This window comes from Pseudoalteromonas qingdaonensis (genome assembly GCF_038739665.1).
Classification (GTDB): domain Bacteria; phylum Pseudomonadota; class Gammaproteobacteria; order Enterobacterales; family Alteromonadaceae; genus Pseudoalteromonas; species Pseudoalteromonas qingdaonensis.
In genome coordinates, this window is sequence record NZ_JBCGCU010000004.1 from 99526 (window position 1) to 119880 (window position 20355).

General features: G+C 49.2%; 14 protein-coding genes. 5 read left to right on the forward strand and 9 right to left on the reverse strand.

Going from position 1 to position 20355, the window contains the following annotated elements; all coding sequences use genetic code 11:
- The first annotated feature begins 103 nt into the window (after positions 1 to 103).
- Both WCN91_RS05250 and WCN91_RS05255 read left to right on the forward strand, forming a co-directional pair.
- A complete protein-coding gene (locus WCN91_RS05250) occupies positions 104 to 2275 on the forward strand; it encodes a putative bifunctional diguanylate cyclase/phosphodiesterase (protein ID WP_342676971.1) in 2172 nt (723 codons plus the stop codon).
- Between the two features lie 384 nt (positions 2276 to 2659).
- Positions 2660 to 3643: an ATP-grasp domain-containing protein gene (locus WCN91_RS05255; protein WP_342676973.1), complete on the forward strand. Its 984-nt coding sequence runs from the start codon at positions 2660 to 2662 to the stop codon at positions 3641 to 3643.
- Here the strand turns inward: WCN91_RS05255 and glsB are convergent.
- From glsB to WCN91_RS05275, 4 genes are read right to left on the reverse strand one after another with little or no spacing between them, the layout of a single operon-like run.
- On the reverse strand, positions 3629 to 4549 hold the full coding sequence (gene glsB / locus WCN91_RS05260; RefSeq protein WP_342676975.1) for a glutaminase B: 921 nt from the start codon (positions 4547 to 4549) through the stop codon (positions 3629 to 3631). The genes WCN91_RS05255 and glsB overlap by 15 nt on opposite strands.
- 53 nt (positions 4550 to 4602) lie before the next feature.
- On the reverse strand, positions 4603 to 6411 hold the full coding sequence (locus tag WCN91_RS05265; RefSeq protein ID WP_342676977.1) for a tetratricopeptide repeat protein: 1809 nt from the start codon (positions 6409 to 6411) through the stop codon (positions 4603 to 4605).
- 36 nt (positions 6412 to 6447) lie between these two features.
- The gene (locus tag WCN91_RS05270; RefSeq protein WP_342676979.1) at positions 6448 to 7518 is read right to left on the reverse strand and encodes a tetratricopeptide repeat protein; all 1071 of its coding nucleotides are present in this window, start codon (positions 7516 to 7518) and stop codon (positions 6448 to 6450) included.
- The gene (locus tag WCN91_RS05275) at positions 7515 to 10277 is read right to left on the reverse strand and encodes an endo alpha-1,4 polygalactosaminidase (RefSeq protein ID WP_342676981.1); all 2763 of its coding nucleotides are present in this window, start codon (positions 10275 to 10277) and stop codon (positions 7515 to 7517) included. The genes WCN91_RS05270 and WCN91_RS05275 overlap by 4 nt, the downstream gene beginning before the upstream one ends.
- A 562-nt stretch (positions 10278 to 10839) precedes the next feature.
- Here WCN91_RS05275 and WCN91_RS05280 point away from each other — a divergent pair.
- Positions 10840 to 12393: a methyl-accepting chemotaxis protein gene (locus WCN91_RS05280; protein WP_342676983.1), complete on the forward strand. Its 1554-nt coding sequence runs from the start codon at positions 10840 to 10842 to the stop codon at positions 12391 to 12393.
- Positions 12394 to 12445: 52 nt separating this feature from the next.
- Positions 12446 to 13648: an anhydro-N-acetylmuramic acid kinase gene (locus WCN91_RS05285; protein WP_342676985.1), complete on the forward strand. Its 1203-nt coding sequence runs from the start codon at positions 12446 to 12448 to the stop codon at positions 13646 to 13648.
- On the opposite strand, the gene WCN91_RS05290 is transcribed toward WCN91_RS05285, so the two are convergent.
- From WCN91_RS05290 to soxR, 5 genes are all read right to left on the reverse strand, one after another.
- Complete coding sequence (locus tag WCN91_RS05290) at positions 13645 to 13941, reverse strand: hypothetical protein (RefSeq protein ID WP_342676987.1); 297 nt, start codon at positions 13939 to 13941, stop codon at positions 13645 to 13647. The two genes, WCN91_RS05285 and WCN91_RS05290, sit on opposite strands and share 4 nt — an antisense overlap.
- A gap of 290 nt (positions 13942 to 14231) precedes the next feature.
- Positions 14232 to 14381 (reverse strand): hypothetical protein, encoded by a 150-nt coding sequence (locus WCN91_RS05295; RefSeq protein WP_342676989.1) that lies wholly within the window; start codon positions 14379 to 14381, stop codon positions 14232 to 14234.
- A 196-nt stretch (positions 14382 to 14577) separates the two neighbouring features.
- On the reverse strand, positions 14578 to 15093 hold the full coding sequence (locus tag WCN91_RS05300; protein WP_342676991.1) for a hypothetical protein: 516 nt from the start codon (positions 15091 to 15093) through the stop codon (positions 14578 to 14580).
- Positions 15094 to 15230: 137 nt separating this feature from the next.
- Positions 15231 to 16430, reverse strand: a complete 1200-nt coding sequence (locus tag WCN91_RS05305) for an Nramp family divalent metal transporter (protein ID WP_342676993.1) — start codon at positions 16428 to 16430, stop codon at positions 15231 to 15233.
- Between the two features lie 51 nt (positions 16431 to 16481).
- Positions 16482 to 16946, reverse strand: coding sequence for a redox-sensitive transcriptional activator SoxR (soxR, locus tag WCN91_RS05310; protein WP_342676995.1), 465 nt, complete (start codon positions 16944 to 16946; stop codon positions 16482 to 16484).
- A 234-nt stretch (positions 16947 to 17180) separates the two neighbouring features.
- On the opposite strand from soxR, the gene WCN91_RS05315 reads away from it, so the two are divergent.
- Positions 17181 to 20351 carry a TonB-dependent receptor domain-containing protein gene (locus WCN91_RS05315; protein ID WP_342676996.1) on the forward strand — a complete coding sequence of 1057 codons (3171 nt, stop codon included), beginning with the start codon at positions 17181 to 17183 and terminating at the stop codon, positions 20349 to 20351.
- Positions 20352 to 20355 lie beyond the last annotated feature (4 nt).

The following is a 20355-nucleotide window of genomic DNA, read 5'->3' on the forward strand; positions in this document are numbered from 1 at the left end:
AGTCATTGTTTTATATTGCTTTGATATATAACAATACGCTCAGGTCTAGCGAGAATATTGTGCTAAGCTACAAGAAAACAAAACAAAATATTAACATTATTTCATGACCCTGTCTTTTAACGCACTGTACCAAACAAACAGCAGTGAGCAAGCCTATGAGTTGGCCTTGTCGATGATTGATGAGGTGTTTGCGGCTAAATACTGTTTTATAGGTCGTCTTAGTGACGATGGCTTGCGTGTGCGTACTACGGCCTTTCACTGTCAAGGTCAGATACAGGACAACCTGGAATATGATCTTGAAGCGACGCCCTGTTCCGATGCCATGAACAGCGTGGATATCTGCATCTTTCAGGATAGGGTCGCAGCCTTGTTTCCTCAAGATGCCATGCTGCAGGAGCTTGGTATTAGCGCTTACGTGGGGATGACATTGCGCGATGTGGCTCGTCGGCCCATAGGTATTTTGGTGGCTATGTTTGAACAGCCGCAAAATTTCAGTGTGAAAAGCCAGCAATGGTTTCAAGACCTGGCCTTTATCGTCGCCGCACAAGCCCGCCATGATATAGATATCGAACGCAAAAATGCCATGTTGGCGGAGCTGTCGCTGCGCAATATAGTGTTTGAGCAAAGCAAAGAAGCCATAATGATCACCGACGCTGAGAATAAAATTCTGCGTGTGAATCCGGCGTTTGAGCATTACACAGGATATAGTGAAAGCGAATTATTAGGGCAATCGCCCGGGGTTTTGTCTTCGGGCCGTCACGATCAGCAGTTTTACGCCAATATGTGGCAGCAGTTGCACACTCATGGGCACTGGCGTGGTGAGGTTTATAACCGCCGTAAAACCGGCGAAGTGTTCCCAGAGGAATTGTCGATCACGGTTAATCGCGATGACCAGGGCGAGATCTCTCATTATATCGGCCTGTTTCGTGATATTAGCGATTGGAAAGAAAGCGAGCGACAACTGCGCTTTTATGCCTCTCAGGAGCCGCTCACCGGGTTACACAACAGGCGCAGCTTTTTAGAGCGGGTAGAGCAGCATATTAGCCTGTATCATGAGCAGCGTTTCCCCAGTTCTTTATTGTTTTTAAATCTAGATCGTTTTAAAGATATTAACGACCTCTATGGCCCGGAAGTTGGGGACAAGGTATTGGTAGCGGTGGCCTTACGACTACAACACTGCGTTGTCAGCTCGGATGTGCTTAGCCGTTATGGTGGCGATGAGTTTACCTTGCTGCTGGCCAACAGCTCGGCGCAGCAGGCTTATACCTGTGCGCAACGTATTTTAACCCATGTCTGTCAGCCTATCCGTTTGGGCGAGCTGAATATCGAGCTTAGCTGTAGCCTGGGAATTGCCCATATCGATGAACAGATCAATAGCGCTACCGTGTTTGTGCGCAATGCCAATCATGCCATGATCAGTGCTAAACGGGCTCAGTCGCAAAGCATCGCCGTATACAGCGATGAAATTGAAGGTCAGTACCTACGTAAAATTCAACTGCGCGATAAGCTGGCAAAGGCGCTTAAGGCCAATGAGTTAAGTGTGGCCTATCAACCTATTGTTAATTTTCGCAGCGGTAAAATCACCAAGTTTGAGGCCCTGGCCCGTTGGCATGACGCCGAGCTTGGCACCATCTATCCCGATGAATTTATTGCCATTGCCGAGGAGTTTGGACTGATCTCCCAGCTTGGAGAGTTTGTGTTGCAGCGGGCCCTGGCAGATTTATCCACCTTGCACAAACGGGGTTATCGCCATATCTGTGTGTCGGTCAACCGCTCCGCATCCGAATTAAATCATTTATTGCAGCCGGTCGAGGCCATTTTGGCGGCGCTGCAAGAACACCAGATAGCCACCCATCAGCTCACCATAGAGGTGACCGAGTCTGTGGCCATAGGCGCTCACAAGCAGGTACAGGATCAACTAAATGTGTTACGTGACAAGGGGGTTAAGGTGGCCCTGGATGATTTTTGTACCGGCTATTCTTCGCTAAGTAACCTGATAGATTTACGTGCCGATTACCTGAAAATTGATAAATCTTTTACTCATCAGCTGCTGAGTGAGCATAAACATCAGGTGGTGATCGCCAGCCTGATCAATATCGCCTCCGAGCTGGATATGGAAGTGATCGCCGAGGGCGTTGAATGCGCCGAGCAACACCAGCAGTTGCATGATTATGGCTGCCATTTTAGCCAGGGTTATTATTATTCCAAACCGGTCAGCCTGCCCCAGGCACTGGCTTTACTGGAGCAAGCCAACTCCTTCGCCGACATCTTGTAGATCGGGCTTTGCCGCCATGGATGGCGGTAGTAGAACAATGCAGGAGCACATTGTCGAAAGGCCGACAATAGGCGACCTTGCAAGGCTAAAGCCTCGCCTACAGATAACTGTAGATATTGTCGTTTAGGTCAGACTCTGTAGGTCAGACTTTAGTCTGACAATTAAACAATTAAACAATCGAACCTTGCAAGGCTAAAGCCTCGCCCACAGCACCGACCTACAGGCCGACAAAAATACACATTATGTTCCATTTGTCGGCCCACAGCACCGACCTACAAGCCTTAGGTTTTCAATGTGTTTTTTATCGCCACGATAAAATATTTTTGTTTTACCCATATTGAAGCTCAACGCATAATTCCGCCTTTTTCTCGTTGAGGGGGCATTATGCGCGGCTGGATTATCTACACTGATGGCGCCAATCTATTAAAACCAGAGCGGTATGAAATTGAACGGTTAGTGGCCGTTGCCAAAGAAGAAAATATCGAGCTGGAGGTGTATGCTCCGGATCAATTCGACCTGCTGGTGACCCGTGAAGACGAAAAAAGTATCCTGATCGACGGTAAACCCGTGCCCTTACCGGACTTTGTTATGCCGCGCATGGGCGCAGGAACCACCTATTTCGCCCTTGCCATTATTCGCCATTTAGAGCGCCTTGGGGTGTACTGTGTTAATGGTGCTCACGCCATTGAAACGGTCAAAGACAAGTTGTATGCCCAGCAAATTCTGGCTAAGCAAAACCTGCCGACGCCGACCACCATGTTGGTTAAGTTCCCGGTAAATATCGCTTTGGTTGAACAGCAAATTGGTTTCCCCGTGGTGGTGAAAACCCTGTCTGGCTCGCAGGGCAGTGGCGTGTTCCTGAGTAAAACTCGCAATGAATTTGACGATTTAATGCAGCTTATTGAGGCGACCAGCCCTCAGGCTAATATTATTTTGCAGCAGTTTGTTAAAAGCAGTCACGGTCGTGACTTGCGGGTTCTAACCATAGGCGGCAGGGCGGTTGCCTGCATGGAGCGCAACAGTGGTGGCGATAACTTTAAGGCCAATGTCAGCGCCGGCGGCACCGGCTCCTTGTATGCCATTACCCCGGAAATCGAATGGTTGGCAACGCAAACCGCCAATGCGCTGGACTTGGATGTGGCCGGTATCGATTTGCTGTTCGATGAGCAGCACTTTAAAATTTGTGAAGCCAACTCCAGCCCTGGCTTTGAAGGCCTGGAGCAGGCCACTGCCATAGATGTGGCGCGAGAGATCTTCCACTTTATTCGCATTCGCCTGGGTATTTTTGATAAGCCGCAGTCGGCGTCAAAAGCAGAGACGAAAAAAGCGAGCGCACAAGCCGCTCAGGAAGCACTAGAAGAGCTGTAATTTCAGCCTGTCGGCAAATTGCTCCAGCGCATAAATACCGGCGCTGGAGTTGCCATATTCATTGAGCTTAGGCGACCAGACCGCAACCGTAAACTTCCCCGGCACCACGCCAATAATGGCGCCGCCCACCCCGGATTTACCCGGCATACCAACGCGGTAGGCAAAGTCTCCGGCGGCATCATATAAACCACTGGTAAAGAGCAGGGAATTGAGCTGGGAGTTTTGTTTGGCGGCGAGAATGCGCCGCTTTGAGGCCACATCAACACCCCTGTTTGCCAGATAGGAAAAGGTGCGCGCCAATTCGGCGCAATTCATCTCAATGGCACAAAAGCCAAAATACACCTTCAACACTTCTTCCACTTCGTTTTCAAAGTTATTGAACGAGGCCATTAAATAGGCCATGGCCGCATTGCGGTGACGGTGTTGATACTCGGAGCGCGAGACCCGCTGATTGATATTGATACGCGGGTTGCCGCTGAGCTGACGCACGGTTGCCAGCATATGGTGAGTGGGCGCGCTCAGGCGCGAGTACAGAGCATCGCAGGTAACGATGGCGCCGGCATTGATAAAAGGGTTGCGGGGAATACCTTGCTCAAATTCGAGCTGGGTCAGGGAGTTAAAGGCCGTGCCCGAAGGCTCCTTGCCCACCCGTTGCCACAGGGTATCGCCATAGCGCTGCAGCGCCAGGGTAAGGGTTAAAACCTTGGAAACCGACTGAATGCTAAAGTTTTGTTCGCTGTCGCCGCTGACATAGCTCTGCCCATCAACTGTGTGCACCGCCATGGCAAACTGCTCACCTTCTACCTCGGCAAGCGCCGGAATATAACTGGCTACCTCGCCTGCCATCTCAGGCAAACGGGCCCGTACATCCGCGCTAATGTCGTCAATTACCTGTTGGATATTCATAGCACTCCGAATACTGCTTGGCTAAAGCGCAATAATACGCAATAGCGCGGGCGCTAAAAAGAGGCGTATAGAAATTTACCTGTTTTCAGATAAGGGAGCCAAACCAGGGTGGCAAACTGACCATAGTGAGTTTGTTGGTGACGGTCGTAGATGGCCACCCCCACTTCACCGCGGTTTACTAAATAATGCTGCGGACTAAAACGCCAGGTCAGCTGAGCGGCGCGTTGATGATAGTTATCCAACTGCTCGCTCTTAGGGCTGCCATGGCTGTAATCCAGGTCCAGCAACCACTGACCATCCCCCATGGGGCGGTAATACCTAAACTGCTCCGAGCGCACTTGCCAGGAATCTTTCAATTCATGCTCGTAACGCACACCGTGGCTGGCCAGTGGGTGTTGACTGGCTAGAAAACGCTGCAAGGGGGCAAGATTAAGCTTGGCAGTATGTGCCCCCAGTTGTTGCTCGGCTAACTGCCAGGCATGGGCGTTTTCACCTATTTTTGCCAAGGCCGTAGCGCGGGTGAAATCATCGAGCTGGCTCGAGTCGTAGGTAAGTTGATAAATAGTGCTGCGGTCGTCGCGAGCCAGCGCCAGTGCCAGCTGCACATAAATATTGACTTGCTTGTCTTTTAAGCTGCTATGTGTCTGCCACAGGGCTATTTTTTGTAAGCTGTTAATTTGTGAGCCAATTAAAATTGCGCTCAGATCCGGGTTGTTTCCCTGGGCCAGTAGATACTTAGTCAGCTCAGCTTCGGTTAGAGCCCCGGAGACAAACATACGTACCAAAGAGCGGTAGCTTGTTTCACCGTCTGGGGTATTGCGCAGTTGCTCACTTAGAGCACTGATCACCTGCCAGCGCAGGCTTGCAGCCTGAGCCAGATTGCCTTGGTGCTCCAGCAGCAGGGCCCAGTTCAACTTATCTGCGGCGCTTAGCAATGCAGTCGCATTGAGGCGCCCAAACCATAGGTCGGCTTGCTGGTACAGGCCTAATTGTTGGGCGGCGATAGCAAATGCCTGGTACATCTCGGAGTTGTTTTGATGGCTGCCAACCAGACGCCAATAGAGTTCCCGTAACCACAGATTATCGCCCGTAGAAATAGCGAACCACATGGCGGTTTGCTGTACTTCATCGTGCTCAGGATAGGTGCTAACTAGCTGATTTAAGATGGTTTTGGCACTGGCAAAGCGTTCTTGATACATGGCTATGCGCACCCGCAGCAGCTGCATATTCACGCTGGCGTCATCGCCATGGTTGGCCAGTAGCGCCGCGCCGGTAGCTTTTAGTAACTGCTCGTCACCTTGCTCTATTGCCAGGTTGACTAGATAAATCAGCAGCGCCGGCGAGTGGGTGCGCTGATAATAATCCCACAGCACGTCTATATCGTGGCGCTGTGTGCCATTATGGGTCGCTATTAACACATAAGGGTCTAAGCTGGTGTCGCCGCGCTCAATGCGTTGACCTTGATAATAAGCTTGTAGCTCGGTTGCTGCATTGTAATCGGCCAGATCCTGCAAGGTGATCAGCTGATCGAGATCTAGGTCATGTGGATCTGTGTATTGATGCAAAATAGCCAGGGCCTGCTGTGGCTCGCCAACGGCGATAAAGCTTTGGGCAAAATAATTGATATCCCTAAAGGCGCTCGGCTTGGGTACTTCAAGGGTTTGCCACAATGCCGTGGCCTTAGGTGATTGACCAGCAAAGTGATAGAAACGAGCCAGTTGGAACCAATAGAGAGGCTCCTTCGGGAAGCGCTGCTGCAAGTGCTCAAGGCGTTCAACCGTGGCTTCGGCGCCATAGGCCTTATCGTTAAAGTTGATCCACTCTAACTTTTCTTCCTGGGTCAGCTGCTCAACCTGTGCCAATCGATAGTAAAAATCACTGAGCGCTTTAAGATCGCTCTATGCCAGGGCTTCGGCTACGCCTTGGCGCAACTGCGCCAAATCAGAGTTGTAGCGCATCAAGCGTTTACTCATGGCCAGAGCCTTGCCGGTGTTGCCGCGCCAGAGGTAATAACTGTGCAGAGTACTGATATGGGTTGCTGATGGTTGCGCGTCATTGACCTTATTAAGCCAGGTAATAGCGGTGGCGATATCACCCACGCTGGCAGCGAGCTCGCTGGCCTGTAACCAGTCGGCGCTGTCGGTGCTGATATTGGCTTTGCGCACTGCAAATTGGCTGGCAGCCGCGCTGTTATCGGCGCTGCGTGCAAAGTCGATACCTTGTTGTAAACAGTCTAGATCGCAATGCCCAGCGTCAATATGCTGGTTTAGCAGCAGGATCCCCTGAGGCCAGCGTTGATGCTGTTGATACAAGCTCAGCAATTGCTCAAAGTGTGCCTTTGAGGGCTGGCGCTGATAAAGCTGCTCAGCATGATCAATGGCTGAGCCATAGAGATTGGCTTGCAGCGCGATTGTTAACATACGTTGTAGGTCGTCCTCGCTGTGCTTTTCCAGGAGCTTGTGAGCAATTGCCGGCTCGCCTATCTGCAGAGCGTATTCGGCAAAGGTTTGTCTTTGCTCAGAGCTGAGATCCTGGGGAAGATATTGTAGATAACGGCGCAGCTCGCGTGTTGCCTGATCTTTAAAGCGAGAATCATGGCTTAAGTGCAGCAAACTGGTGGCATACATGCTTTGGGCACTCAGCAAGAGCTCTGTATCGCTAAATTGACTAAGGGGAGTCAAACGCTGCAGCGTTTTTTCATAGTCTTTAAGACGATAATGCTGTTTTGCAAAGGCCATTTGTAAGCGTGGCGAAGGGTCTTCCTCATCTAACACCCGTAAAAATGCCAGTGCCACATTGGGGTCCTGGGCTTCATCGAGCATATTGAGCAGCAAGCCCCGGTTGGGCTGTAATACCCATAACAGGGTGAGGGCCACTAATGGCAGGATTATCAAGGTACGGCGATTGGTCAGAACAATACGCTTATTCTTCTTATCGCGGCTGCCGAGTACTTGTTTAGGTGAGTTCATCGGCTATCACCCGAGTGCGTTGTGGCGCAGGTGAGGGTAAAGCGCACACGGCCCTTTGTTTTGCTGGAAATAAGCAGTTGTTCGCCTTTTACCTTATGAGTCAGTGGCGCGCCATCTTGTTGTTGCACACGACAGGTGCTGGCCTGTGCAAAACTGGCCTGCAACGGCTGGTGACTTATCAAACTGATATAGGTTTTAGTACCTTCTTGCTGCCAATGTTCAAGCACCCCATTCGCGCTTTGTAGATACATGTGCCCAGAGAAGGGCTGAGCAGCGCTACTAAGGTAAAGACGAGCTCGTGGTGACGTTAAAGTAACATAGTTACCATCGGGACCGGCATTGACCCCGGCCACACCTTGGCTGTTAGCGTTTGGGCTTTGCGCTTTATTGATGCGCATGCTTTTTACACCCGTGCTGGTGATATACCAGGCCTGGTCGTGGATTGATTTAGCTAAACCGGTTTCATACAAGGAGCGGGCGCGGTGGGCATATTCGCTCAGATATAAAGGTGTTAACGGATGTTGCTCAACCCATTGATAAATATTTTCTAAGGCCTGCAGAGACGCCGGGTACACGCCGGAATACATATGATAATACACGCTCACCGGCTTTAAGCGGCGCGGCTCGCCAAGCAGTTCAAAGGTTTCAATGGCACGGCCAAAGCCACTGAAATTCTCCGTCCACAGTGCGGTATAGAGGTTTTCATTCATCACTGGCGCGTAAACCTGCACTGCGCCTTTATACCAGTTGAGGTGCGGTGTAACCTGGGCGATGGAGTAATTGTTATTGAGCACATAGGTATTGCCGCCATTAACATTGTACAGACCCAGTTGATCGACTTTGGCGATAATATCGGCGGTAGGGTTGGCCATACCTGACCATAAGTAAACTTCTACTTGCTTGTTTTTAGGCGCCAGGCGCTCATTGATATAGCGCACACTGGTAAAAATTTCGCGGTCGTAATCAAGCACATAATCGGGGACCGGCAAGGCATCTCCGTAGAGCTTTTCCTTGGCTTCAATTCGCGGATCCCAGAAAAACGGGTGGCTAAAGGTGTGCGAGGCAATTTCAACATTATCCAGCGCAAAGATATCTCGGGCTATGGCTTCAAGCTCAGGCGTTAGCTCGGGGTAAAGGCCATCTTTTGCGACTTCCGCTTCGACTATGGACACGGTATGAGGTAAGGGCGATTTACGCAGGATATTTTTATAAATAGAGGCGCCCGCATATGGCTTGCCTGGTAACCAGGCACGAGAAGGGAAACCGTCGCCATCTATATGGGCGGTGACGATGCGCTGTCCTGATTCGGTGGTGATATCGGCACTGGGAATAGACGCCAGCTGTAGCAGAGGTACTAAGTGTTCAAAGGGTTCAAGCGGCCAGCGCAGAAGGTTTTCAGGTAACTCTTGTACCGTCAAGGGCTCTAACCAAAGGCCGCCCCAAGCTGTGGCTGCCATGCCAATGCCTTGCAGGCCTTGCTCGTCACTCAGGGTAAATTGGCTGTTTGGCGCCTCACCTTGCCAAAGGTAACGCGGAAATTGCTCGCCTTGGGCGTGCGGCAAAGGATAAGCAAGTTTGGTTCCCTTTAGCTCTAAGGCACCTTGATAATTACCATCTTGTTTAACACCCAGGCGAGTTAGCAGGCTTGTTTGCTCGGGTAATTCACCGATTAAAACAGTGGGTATGGTATCCAAGCTGTGCAGCAGCGCGTTATAGGCACTGCGTTGCTGATAGCTTACCTGCGGCAGCCAGAACATGGCTGCGGCATAGCGATTCCAGTCCAGGTTGGCCAAAGCGGGTTCATTAATATCGATACATTGAGGCACATAGCCCTGGTATTCAATTAAGGTGGCAAGAAAGCGGTGGCATTCAGACTGCTTCTTTATGTTGACGCGAGAGTCATACAGGCCCAAAACGCGACGGCGCACCGGATAGTGAGTTGATACCCCAAACTGATACAACATAGGGTCGCTGATATAGGGAGTAAAGCCCAAAGCGGCAATCTCTTGTGCTGCTTTGACGCGCACGGCGTCATCGGCGGGGTGATAATCTATGACTATGGCTTCTATGCCTTTTGCCTGTACTTGTTGCAGTTTGTCCTTAAGCCACTGGGCATCCACCGCGCTTTGCTGACGGTAGCGCTTACCTTGGTAATCATAGGAATGGAACAGGGATTCGGCGACCACGGCCAGCGGCGGCTGCGGTAGATGTTGATAGAGTTCAAAGCCACGGTTTAAGAGTACAGGCCCTTGTGTTTGCAGCTCTGTGAGCAGACTGATCAGAGCCTGCTGCTGGGCGTTATATTCATCTTTACCAAGTGCCAGTTGATAACTCTCTAATGTGTCGAGAAAGAAACCATCAAACCCGGCTGTGCGCAGCTGCTTTGCTTGTGTTATCAGGTGTTGGCGCCAAGGCTCGGCGCTAGCGTCCATAATGCTGGCTTGCCACAGCTTGTTGTAACCCAGTGCTGCAGAGGGGAAATTTGCTGCTAGCTGCTCATCGGCTTCGCCCACACTTAGATAGGCATAGACTTGGGTATTAGCGCTTTTAAGTTGCTCTAATTGTGCCGCTGAAAGTTGCTCAGGGCTGACAACCACACGTTCATAGCTTAGTAACTCCCGCGTTGAGTCGATATCGCCATAATAGAAGGCAATAGACTGGGAAGTCTGAGGTGCTTGTGCTAATCCCTGCTTAGTACTTATTAAAAGTATAAAACACAGTAGCGACGCGGTGATTATGGTGCGAAGTGTGTGATACAAGAACTTTAATACCTATAGCTATTATTGTGTAAGTGCCTTGTAGGGGAGGAAATCCATTCCAAAGCAGTTAGTTATTCATTCTGGTACTTTTGGGTTAATTTTGTGTGATTTTATTTCAATTTCAAGTAATTTACTTGCTGCGTAATTTTTTTGTGTCCTTATTTTGACAAATAAGGCTATTACTACCGATTACACCTTAATGCTGTAATTGCACGAATTTACAGCAGTGTTAAAGCCCTTATGCTTTTGTGGGTAATTCTTTTCAGTAAGTGTCCACGGTGGTTCTGATTCATTATTTGTTCAGTATAGTAACTTCTTGGCACATTAGGAAAAATTTCCAAGGTTAAGATTTCAAACAGCAGATCATGGGCAGAGTGCATCACTTATATAGTGGGTAACTTAGGTAAAATTTGATCTAGATCAAATTTTGTAATTTATGTACTAAATTAAACATTATCTGTACCGATATTAGACTGTATTTATAAGGCGTAACGCCAACTTTTTGGTAATATACGGGCGTTAAATATAAGACTATTGTTGTGTTTTGAATGGGGGCCAACAAATGCGCACAAATCTGCCGGTGACACAGAATGAACGTCACTTCGAGAAAGATCAAAAGTTGATCTCGGTGACCGATCTACATGGCAATATTATTGACTGCAACCAGGCGTTTGTTGACGTAAGCGGCTTTAGCCGCGAGGAACTTATAGGTCAGCCACATAACCTTGTTCGTCATCCGGATATGCCAAGTGCGGCTTATGCCACCATGTGGGGTTACCTCAAAGCCGGCCAGCCTTGGATGGGGCTGGTTAAAAACCGTTGTAAAAATGGTGATCACTATTGGGTTGATGCCTATGTCACGCCCATTACCGAGCATGGTCAGGTGGTGGGGTATGAGTCGGTGCGCAGTTGTCCCGAGCGTGAGGATGTTAATCGTGCAACAGCCCTATATGAGCGAATTAATGCTAATAAAAGCACTTTTTCGCTACCAGATAACATAGAGTTTTATATGTTGATTCTGGCTTTGATCGCCGCTTTAGCATTGTGGTTTTTTGATCAGGTTTTAGCCGCTGAGATCTTGATGTTGGGCAGTGTTATTCTTTTTGCTGTTTTCAATACCTTTTCGCGATTACGCCTTAAGCAGCGTTTGGACAAACTGATAGAAGGTCGCTTTAACGACCCGCTGGCGGTACTGAGTTATTGCGATTTCACCGGCCCCTTGGGGCGGCTTCATGTTGCGGTAAAGTCCGATCGCGCCCACCTTGGTACCATTTTAACGCGCATTGATGATGCTGCAGCACGTGTGGCGGATGATGCCCAAGTGAGTTTTAACCTAGCCACCAATGCCGGTCAGCAAATCGATGCGCAACATCAGCAAACCGAGCTGGTAGCAACGGCCATGAATGAGATGACGGCGACCATATCTGAGGTATCGCAAAATGTGAATCTAACCTCGGAGCAGGCTCGAGCCGCCAATGAGCTAGCTATTGAAGGGGCTGAAATGGCCCAAAAAACCCGCGCCTCAATTGAAACCTTGGGACAAACCGTGGTGCAAATCAGTGATTCGGTGCGTGGCGTTTCCGAGCAATCCGGCTATATTGCCGCGGCGGCGCAAATGATCGAACAAATCGCCGAGCAAACCAATTTGCTGGCCCTTAATGCGGCCATTGAAGCGGCGCGAGCCGGTGAGCAAGGGCGCGGCTTTGCCGTGGTGGCCGATGAGGTACGCCAGTTGGCTCAGCGCACCCAGCGTTCAACCGGTGAAATTCAAGGCATTATTAATGAGCTTAACGCCCGCAGCGAGCAGGCCGTGTTGATTGCCGACCAGGGTCAGCAGGAATCCTTAATGGGTCTTGAAGAAGTTGAACGCAGCACCCAGATGCTCGCCGGTATAGTGCAGGCGGTGGCCAATATTAATGATATGGCGACGCATATGGCGGCGGCGGTTGAAGAGCAAGCTCATGTTTCTGAAGATATTAACAGGCAGGTTGTGGGAATTGCCGAGCTGGCAAACGATTCGCAGCAAAGTTCGGTGCAGGCGCAAAGTGCCATCACCCGTTTAACTAAGGTGGCGGATGATTTGTGTGAGCTGGTGGTGCGCTTCGCGAAACACTAGTCGTTCGCTTAGATTCGCTTAGAACAGCGGCAATTAATTTTTAGGTTTTTCTATGCACACACATATTGAACGCCTTTATGGTATCGCCGCCAAGTCGGAGCGACTTATTATCGGATTAATGAGTGGCACTTCCATGGATGGCCTGGATGTGGCCCTGTGCCGCATTCGCGGCGTGGGCTCAAATACCCAGGTGGAAGTGCTGCAATTTACCACTTGCCCTTACCCCGAAAGCTATCAAGAGCGTGTGCGTCAGGTTTTTGCCAAGCGTGATATAGATTTGCAGCACCTCACCTTGCTCAACCCCTGGATAGGCCAGTTGCACGGGCAATTGGTCAATGCCTGTCTGGCAAGTTGGCATATAGACCCACAGAGTATTGATATCATCGCCAGTCATGGGCAAACAATTTATCACTGCCCGCAAAGTCAGCATGGACTAAGCGACTATGGCAATGCCACGCTGCAACTTGGCGACGGTTGCCATCTGGCGCTTGAAACCGGAATTATTACTCTGAGTGATTTTCGCCAAAAACACATAGCCGCTGGCGGTGAAGGGGCGCCCTTGGCCGCCTATGGTGATTACTGGTATTTCGCCAGTGATGATGAGCACAGGGTGTTGTTGAATATGGGCGGTATTGCCAATTTGACTGTGCTGGCCAAAGGTGCGCCGTTAGAGCAGACTTTATGCGCCGATATTGGCCCAGGCAATACCATGCTAGATGCCTATGTGCAGCGCTATTTTGCTCCCCTTGAATATGATAAAAACAGTGCCTTAGCAAAGCAGGGCAAGGTGGAGCCGGCATTGCTGCAAGCGCTCAGCGCTCACCCGTTTCTTGCCAAGGAAATGCCTAAAACCACGGGACCGGAAGTGTTTAACCTCGCCTATTTGGCACAATGCCAAACGCAGAGTCAAACCCAGAATCTAGGTCATTATCATGTGCTGGCGACCTTGTGTGAATTTGCAGCGCTGGAAATTGCTAGGCAACTGAATGGCTTGGCTGAAAAACTCGGTGACATTAAGGTTTATGCCAGTGGCGGCGGTATTCATAACCCCTTGCTGATGGCCCGTATTAGGGCGTATTGCAGTGCGGGTATAGAGCTAAATTCATTACAGCAGCTCGGCATCAATCCGGATGCCAAGGAAGCTGTGTTGTTTGCCTTGTTGGCCAATGACACCCTGGCCGGCAGCACAAGCAGTGAAACTGGTCACCTGGGCATGCCGGGCGTTACCATGGGTAAAGTCAGCTTTGCTGATTAAGCCCAAATACGTTGGCAGTAGTCAACCAAACGGCGGGCTTTGGATTTACTTTGTGGGCTTGGGGGGTCGTACAGGCCTTGCGGGTGTAAATGAACACTGAATTGAGCGCTTTCTTTGATGATCTCATGACGACCGTGCAGACTCAGCTGTAACAGGCCTTGGCCCTGAATTTCCTCTTGTATCGACTCGGTGCCAAGACGCAGGGTTAACACCACCATGGCGCTGTGAAGATCGCGCTCTTGTACATGATGGCGAGCCTGTAGCAAGGCATGGCGTTGTTCGGCAAAGCTCACGCTGGCATGTAAACAGTCCCCAGGCTGGGTGTTGCTAGGGTCTGTTTATCTTTGCGGTTTACTTTATGTTCAATCTAAACGCATTCTGATCACGACGCTCGTTATGATGCATAGTCATTCTATGTTCATAGCGAGTAACACAGAGCAGGATGCGTTTAGATGAACCCGCAGGGCAGCGTTTGTAGCGCATTTCTACTGTGTTGTTACATGTTCATGTAGAATAACTACACCACACATGTGCCGCCTTGTATAAATTCACTACAAACTGCTGCAGAAACAAACAACAAAGGTCAACAGACCCTAGGCAAATGGCAAAGCAGTTGCGGCGGCTGCCCCGGTGCGCCTAAAAGCACAGGCTGCTGCGTTAAAGCATCAAAATCAGCTAAAGCATTGTCGTTACGCAGTGCAAATACTGCCAACACGGAGCGAAACTGGGTCATATCCTGTCTATTATTGCCAAAGAATGGGCAATAATACGCCACGAGTGTGACGAATTTATGACCAGCGATAAAATTGAAGGTCGGCTTTGCCGCCATGGATGGCGGTAGTAGAACAATGCAGGAGCACATTGTCGAAAGGCCGACAAAGGTGCACATTAGCAAGGCTAAAGCCTCGCCCACAGCACCGACCTAAAGGCTATTTAAACACCACTTCTTTTTGTGAGCGGCTATAACTGCGTTTTTGCTCAGGTGTCCATTCACCATTTTTTAGATACTGTGTAGTCACCACAAACTGGTCATCCACATAAGAGCTGGTGGATTTCACTCGGGTGATCCCTTCGCTGCTGCCGGTAACATCTTCATAGGCAACGAAAGAACCATCTTCAGTGACTTCCAATGTACCCTGGGTATAAAAATCGGCGGTGGTGAAGTAGTAGAACACTAGGGCTTCTTTGCTTTTATCCCAAAAGATCAAAGATTCACCGCCATAAGCGCCATCATTAATACTATGCAGGGTGCGCACCGCCTTACCGTTAAGTGCCCGCTCCCATTTACTTACATCGGTAACGCTTGGCTGATCAGTGGCCAAGCTGAAAGTGGACTCCCAGGTGCCCAGATAGGGCTCGAATACTTGCAGTTCGCTGGCTAGTTTGCCGTTGGCATTTGCTAGCTGGGTGCACAGTAGCAAGAGGGCGCTAATTAGGTATTTCATCAGTGGCTCTAGTTGTGAATATTTTGTTGCACTAAGAGTGAGGGAGATTTGCTTAGAGATCAAGAAAGAAGTAACAAATACAGCAAATTAGCAATATGCTCCTGGGCTAAAACCAGGAGCAAGGACGTGGAGGGGCGCTACAGCAGTGAAACTAGCTTATAAGCGCTTAATCCAATCACTATTATGATGACTGGCAGGCTTAACAAGTTTACAAACCAGCTGTTTTTATACTGACCCATAACGGCTTTGTTATTGAGAAGCCACAATAAATAGATACAGACTATGGGCAATAGCAAGGCATTGCTGGCCTGGGCAAAGATGATCACGGCGACGGGGTCGAGTCCGAGGCTCGCTACCACAGTGCCAAATACCAAGATGGCAATGGCCACCAGTTTAAAGCGGGTGTCTTCTACCTTATCTTTAGCGCCAAGCATGCCACAGACGGCATAGGCACCGGCTAAGGGAGCGGTAATGGCACTGGTGAGGCCAGCGGCAAACAGGCCGATGGCAAAGAAATATTGGGCATAGGTGCCAAGCAGAGGCTCAAGCTGTTTAGCCATGGTGGCAGCATTGAGAGCGCCCGTTTGTTGGCCAAAAAAGGCTACACTGGCGGTGGCGACTATGGCCAGGGTGATCAGGCCGCCAAGACCAACCGACAGTCCGGTATCCCAATTATGAGCGCGAATGGCCTGATCTACCTCCTGTTGCCGGGTATCTTCCCTGGCAATGACTCCCGAATGTAAAAACAGGTTATAAGGCACTATGGTGGTGCCAATCAGCGCCAGCACTGTGGTTAATGAGTCAGTTGGCAGGCTGGGCTTAAAACCGGCAAAGAGATCGCTAAGGGACGGTTGGGCAAGCACCATGGTAGCGATAAAGACCAGGCTCATAACGCCAACCAAAAATATTAAGGTGCGCTCAATCAACTTGTATTTACCGCTATAAAGAAGCAGGGCGCTGATCAGAGCTATAACTGGAGTCCAGATACTTCCCGTATGCTGGCCAAACAGACCTTGTAAGCCGAGACTGGCGCCACTGAGGTTACCGGCCTCGTAAGCGGCGCTGCCGATACCTATGGCGCTGATCACTAAAAAGATTGCCAGATACTTTAATAAGGGCTGGTTAATATTGGCGCGCAAAGCCGGTGCCAGGCCTTGACCGCTGACCAAGGCTAAGCGGGCCGCCATAGTTTGCAATAAAATGGTGGCAATCACAGAGAATAACAATGCCCATAGCAGGGTATATCCGAAATTGGCACCGGCTACCGATGCGGTGGTAATGGTGCCAGGACCGATAAAGGCGGCGGCAACGAGCAGGCCGGGGCCGAATTTCTTCATATTGTTAACCTGTTTATTATTCTAATTTAAACAAGATATAGAAAATCGGCGCTAATCTCCACTTCGTTCTAATTCTGGATGTTCGAGTAACACGGCACCACTGTCGTGCTCGCCCAGGTAGTCATCGGCATTGTAAATAGGGCAATTTTCCATGGACAGGCAGCCACAGCCAACACAGCCGTCAACCCTGTCTCTAAGCCTTTGCATATAAGCGATTTTTTCATCCAATTGCCGTTGCCAATGCTGTGCCAACTGTTGCCAGTCGGCTTTTGTTGGAGTGCGCTTGTCCGGTAGGGTGCTCAGTGTTTCTTTTATTTCTTCAAGGGTGATGCCCATTTTCTGCGCAGCCTTGATCACTGCGATACGTCTAAGCACATCACGCTTATAGCGGCGCTGGTTACCCTGGTTGCGCCAGCTGCGAATAAGCCCCTTTTTTTCGTAAAAGTGTAAGGTGGAGATGGCCACATCGGCCCGCGAGGCCACGGTGCCAACGGATAAATTCGCTTCTAATGTCATTTTTCTTGATCTGAACTTAAGTTGAGCTTTTAGCCTATTGCTAAATTTCAAATAAGGCAACATCCAAGTAAGTACGTACCTTTGATAGGTATTTACAAAGGTTGATTTAGTGTTAAAAATCCATACTTAAACAGTACGTTTGTGTTGTTTTTTGTTAATTATTATGTAAATAATAGGTGGCAAGGATGATCATTTATCCTTGAAAACAAAAAAATAACATTCAGGGTGTCGACTATGTTTAAGAAAACAACACTAAGCAAAGCTGTGCAGTATTCACTGCTGTTAGGCTCCGTTTCTTTTATGAGCGGTGCGTATGCAGCGGAAGAAGAAAAACAAGACGAAACAACAATTGAAGAAGAAGCGCCAGAGCGCATTCAGGTAACGGGCTCTCGTATTCGCCGTGCTGAATTCTCAAATGCTTCTCCTGTTCAGGTTATCAGCGGTGATTTCTCCCGTGAAATGGGTCTGTTCGACGCTGCTGATATGTTACAAACAACAAACCAGGCCGCGGGTACGCAGATCGATAACACCTTTGGTGGCTATGTACTTGATAATGGTCCAGGTTCAGCGACTATCGGTTTCCGTGGTCTAGGTGCCGAGCGTACTCTGGTACTAATCAACGGCCGCCGTATGGCTCCTGCTGGTGTAGGTGGTGCACCGACTTCAGCGGATTTGAACTTGATCCCTGGTGTAATGGTTTCACGCGTTGAAAACCTTTTCGATGGTGCGTCAACTGTCTATGGTTCTGACGCGGTAGCGGGTGTTGCCAACATCATGCTGCGTAAAGACGTTGAAGGTTTTGAAGTTCAAGGTTCATACAAGCAACCTAAAGGCGATGGCGGTGAAGAAAGCGTGCTGTCGGCCATGTGGGGTACAACCTACGACAATGGTTTTGTGACCATAGGTGCTGAATATACAGACCAAAAAGCACAGTCACGTGCTGGCAACACCTTCCTACAGGGTTGTGAAGAGCTAATTTGGGAAACTGAAGAAGGCGATATCATCACCCGTAATTCAGGTAATGGCCCAATCGCTTCAGATAGCGCTTGTGATATTTACCCGCTAACTAACCGTGTGCAACTAAATAACTTCTGGGGTAGTTTGTACTACACACCAGGGTTCACGAACACAGGGATTCCTAACCTGAGTGAAACAACGGTTGCCTCAGATTTTGCCGGTTTCTTCCCAACTTGGGTCCCAGGTGATTTCAATGGTGATGGCATCATAGACTTTGATCGCGGCGATGGTGTATTCGTAGATGGTAACTTGGATGGTTTGCGTGATGTTGACTTTACCGACCCATTCTATGCTTATCAGCAATCAGATTATTACCGCAGTGGTGATTACCTAAGTAAAAACAAGCGTTACTCCATCATGTTAAATGGTGAGCACTCATTTAATGATGACTTGAATACAACCTTCTATTACGAAGGCTTGTATGCAAAACGTAAGTCTCCAATTTTCAGCCCAGGTGCACAAATCTTTGAATGGGTGTCACCGACAAATGCTTACAACCCTTGTGGTGTGTACGGCATGAACTGTCTTGAGATGTTCGGTGCCCCAGACAGAGCTGACTGGGTTCGTCCTATCCTAAATATTCGCGGCGACCGTGACCGTGTAGATGTTGAAGTAGAGCAATACCGTATGGTTGCTGGTTTCACCGGTGACTTACCTGCTTTAACGGGTTGGTACTATGATGTTTATGCGTCATACAGTGCTTCAAAAGGTACCGACTCGCGTCAGGCTATTCTTGAACCTAACCTATTACAAGCACTTGATACCGTGGTGGCCGCTGATGGTACTGTGAGCTGTGCGGACACATCCAATGGTTGTGTGCCAGTAAACCTGTTTGCTGAGAACCTGTATCAAGCCGGTGGTGGTACTTTGACCGACGCCGAAGCTGGCTTCCTATTCGGTGACCGTTATATGGAAACCAAGGTTAACCAACTAGTAGTTAACGGTTTTATCGGTGGTGAGTTATTCAACATCCCTTGGAACAATGAAGCGGTTAACGTTATCGTGGGTGCGGAATATCGTCGCGATGAAATCGAGTCAAATCCAAATGCTGTATCGGCAGATGGCCTGGCTTGGGGTTACTTTGCTGACCAAGGCGCAGATGGTTCTCGTAATCTAAAAGAAGTATTTACTGAGTTTGAATTCCCGCTTGCACGTGGTGCTGACTATGCTGAGGAAATCACAGTGACTGCATCTGGCCGTATTTCTGAAGAAAGCTTCTACGATGCGGAAAGTACCTATAGCTTAAAGGCGATTTATCGTCCGGTAGATTGGTTCACTCTACGCGCAACCAAGGGTACGTCTTACCGTGCACCTAACTTACGTGAGCGTTTCCTCAATGGTACATCAGGCTTTACTACGGTAACTGATACCTGTGTTGTTCCTGATGATGCACGTGTAACGGATCCAAACGATCCTACCGCACCACCAACGTATAACCCGAATGAAGATGATCGTACAGCAGCGGTTCTTGCGGCTTGTACAGCATCAGGTGTTGATCCTACAACCCTAGGTTTAGGTCAGGACGGTAGTAGCGTGTTTACTCAGGGTACAAGTGTTGAAGTTGAAACTGGTGGTACAACAGAATTGTCGCCTGAAACCTCAGTCGCTAAGACATACGGCTTTATCTTTGAACAGCCATTTAGCGATGATTTTGAGCTAACCTTTTCAGCTACTCGCTTTGATATTGAAGTAACAAACAGTATTTCTGAACCATCAGCGTCTTATAGCGTTGGTCAATGTTACTCAGCGGATGGTAACCCGGCATTCTGTAGCCGTATTAACCGTGGTGCTGATGGTCGTATCAGCCTGGTTGACGCCAGCTTTATCAACATTGGTTTGATCACATCAAAAGGTACAGACTTCAACATTTACTACAATCAAGACTTTGTAGTAAATGACAAGAACTTGGGCTTAACTGTAGATCTACAAGCAACCAAGATGAGCGAGTCATTATATGACGTACTAGGTACGGTTGATGACAACGTGGGTGAGCCTGATTTCCCAGAATGGCGTGGTTATGGTCGTCTTAAGCTGGCTTATGATGACTACTCAGTAAACTGGGAAGCTCGTTATATTGGTAAAGGTGAAGAGGATGACCTGGGTGAATTCGAAGAATACACAGCTGGTTGTACCGGTCTAACCAACTCTGCGGGTGAAGCCCTTAAATGTCGTCCTGTGTCCTACACAGATGACTACTGGGTGCATAACGTGAGCTTTAACTTCCAGTTTGACTCATTCAGCATCAACGCCGGTGTTCGTAACGTATTCAACGATGCGCCGCCAAAAGTTGACCCTTATGGTTCATTCTCTAGCCACAACATTCCACTGGGTGTTGGCTATGATACCTTTGGCCGTACTCCGTTTATTAACTTTAAAGCTCAATTTTAACGTT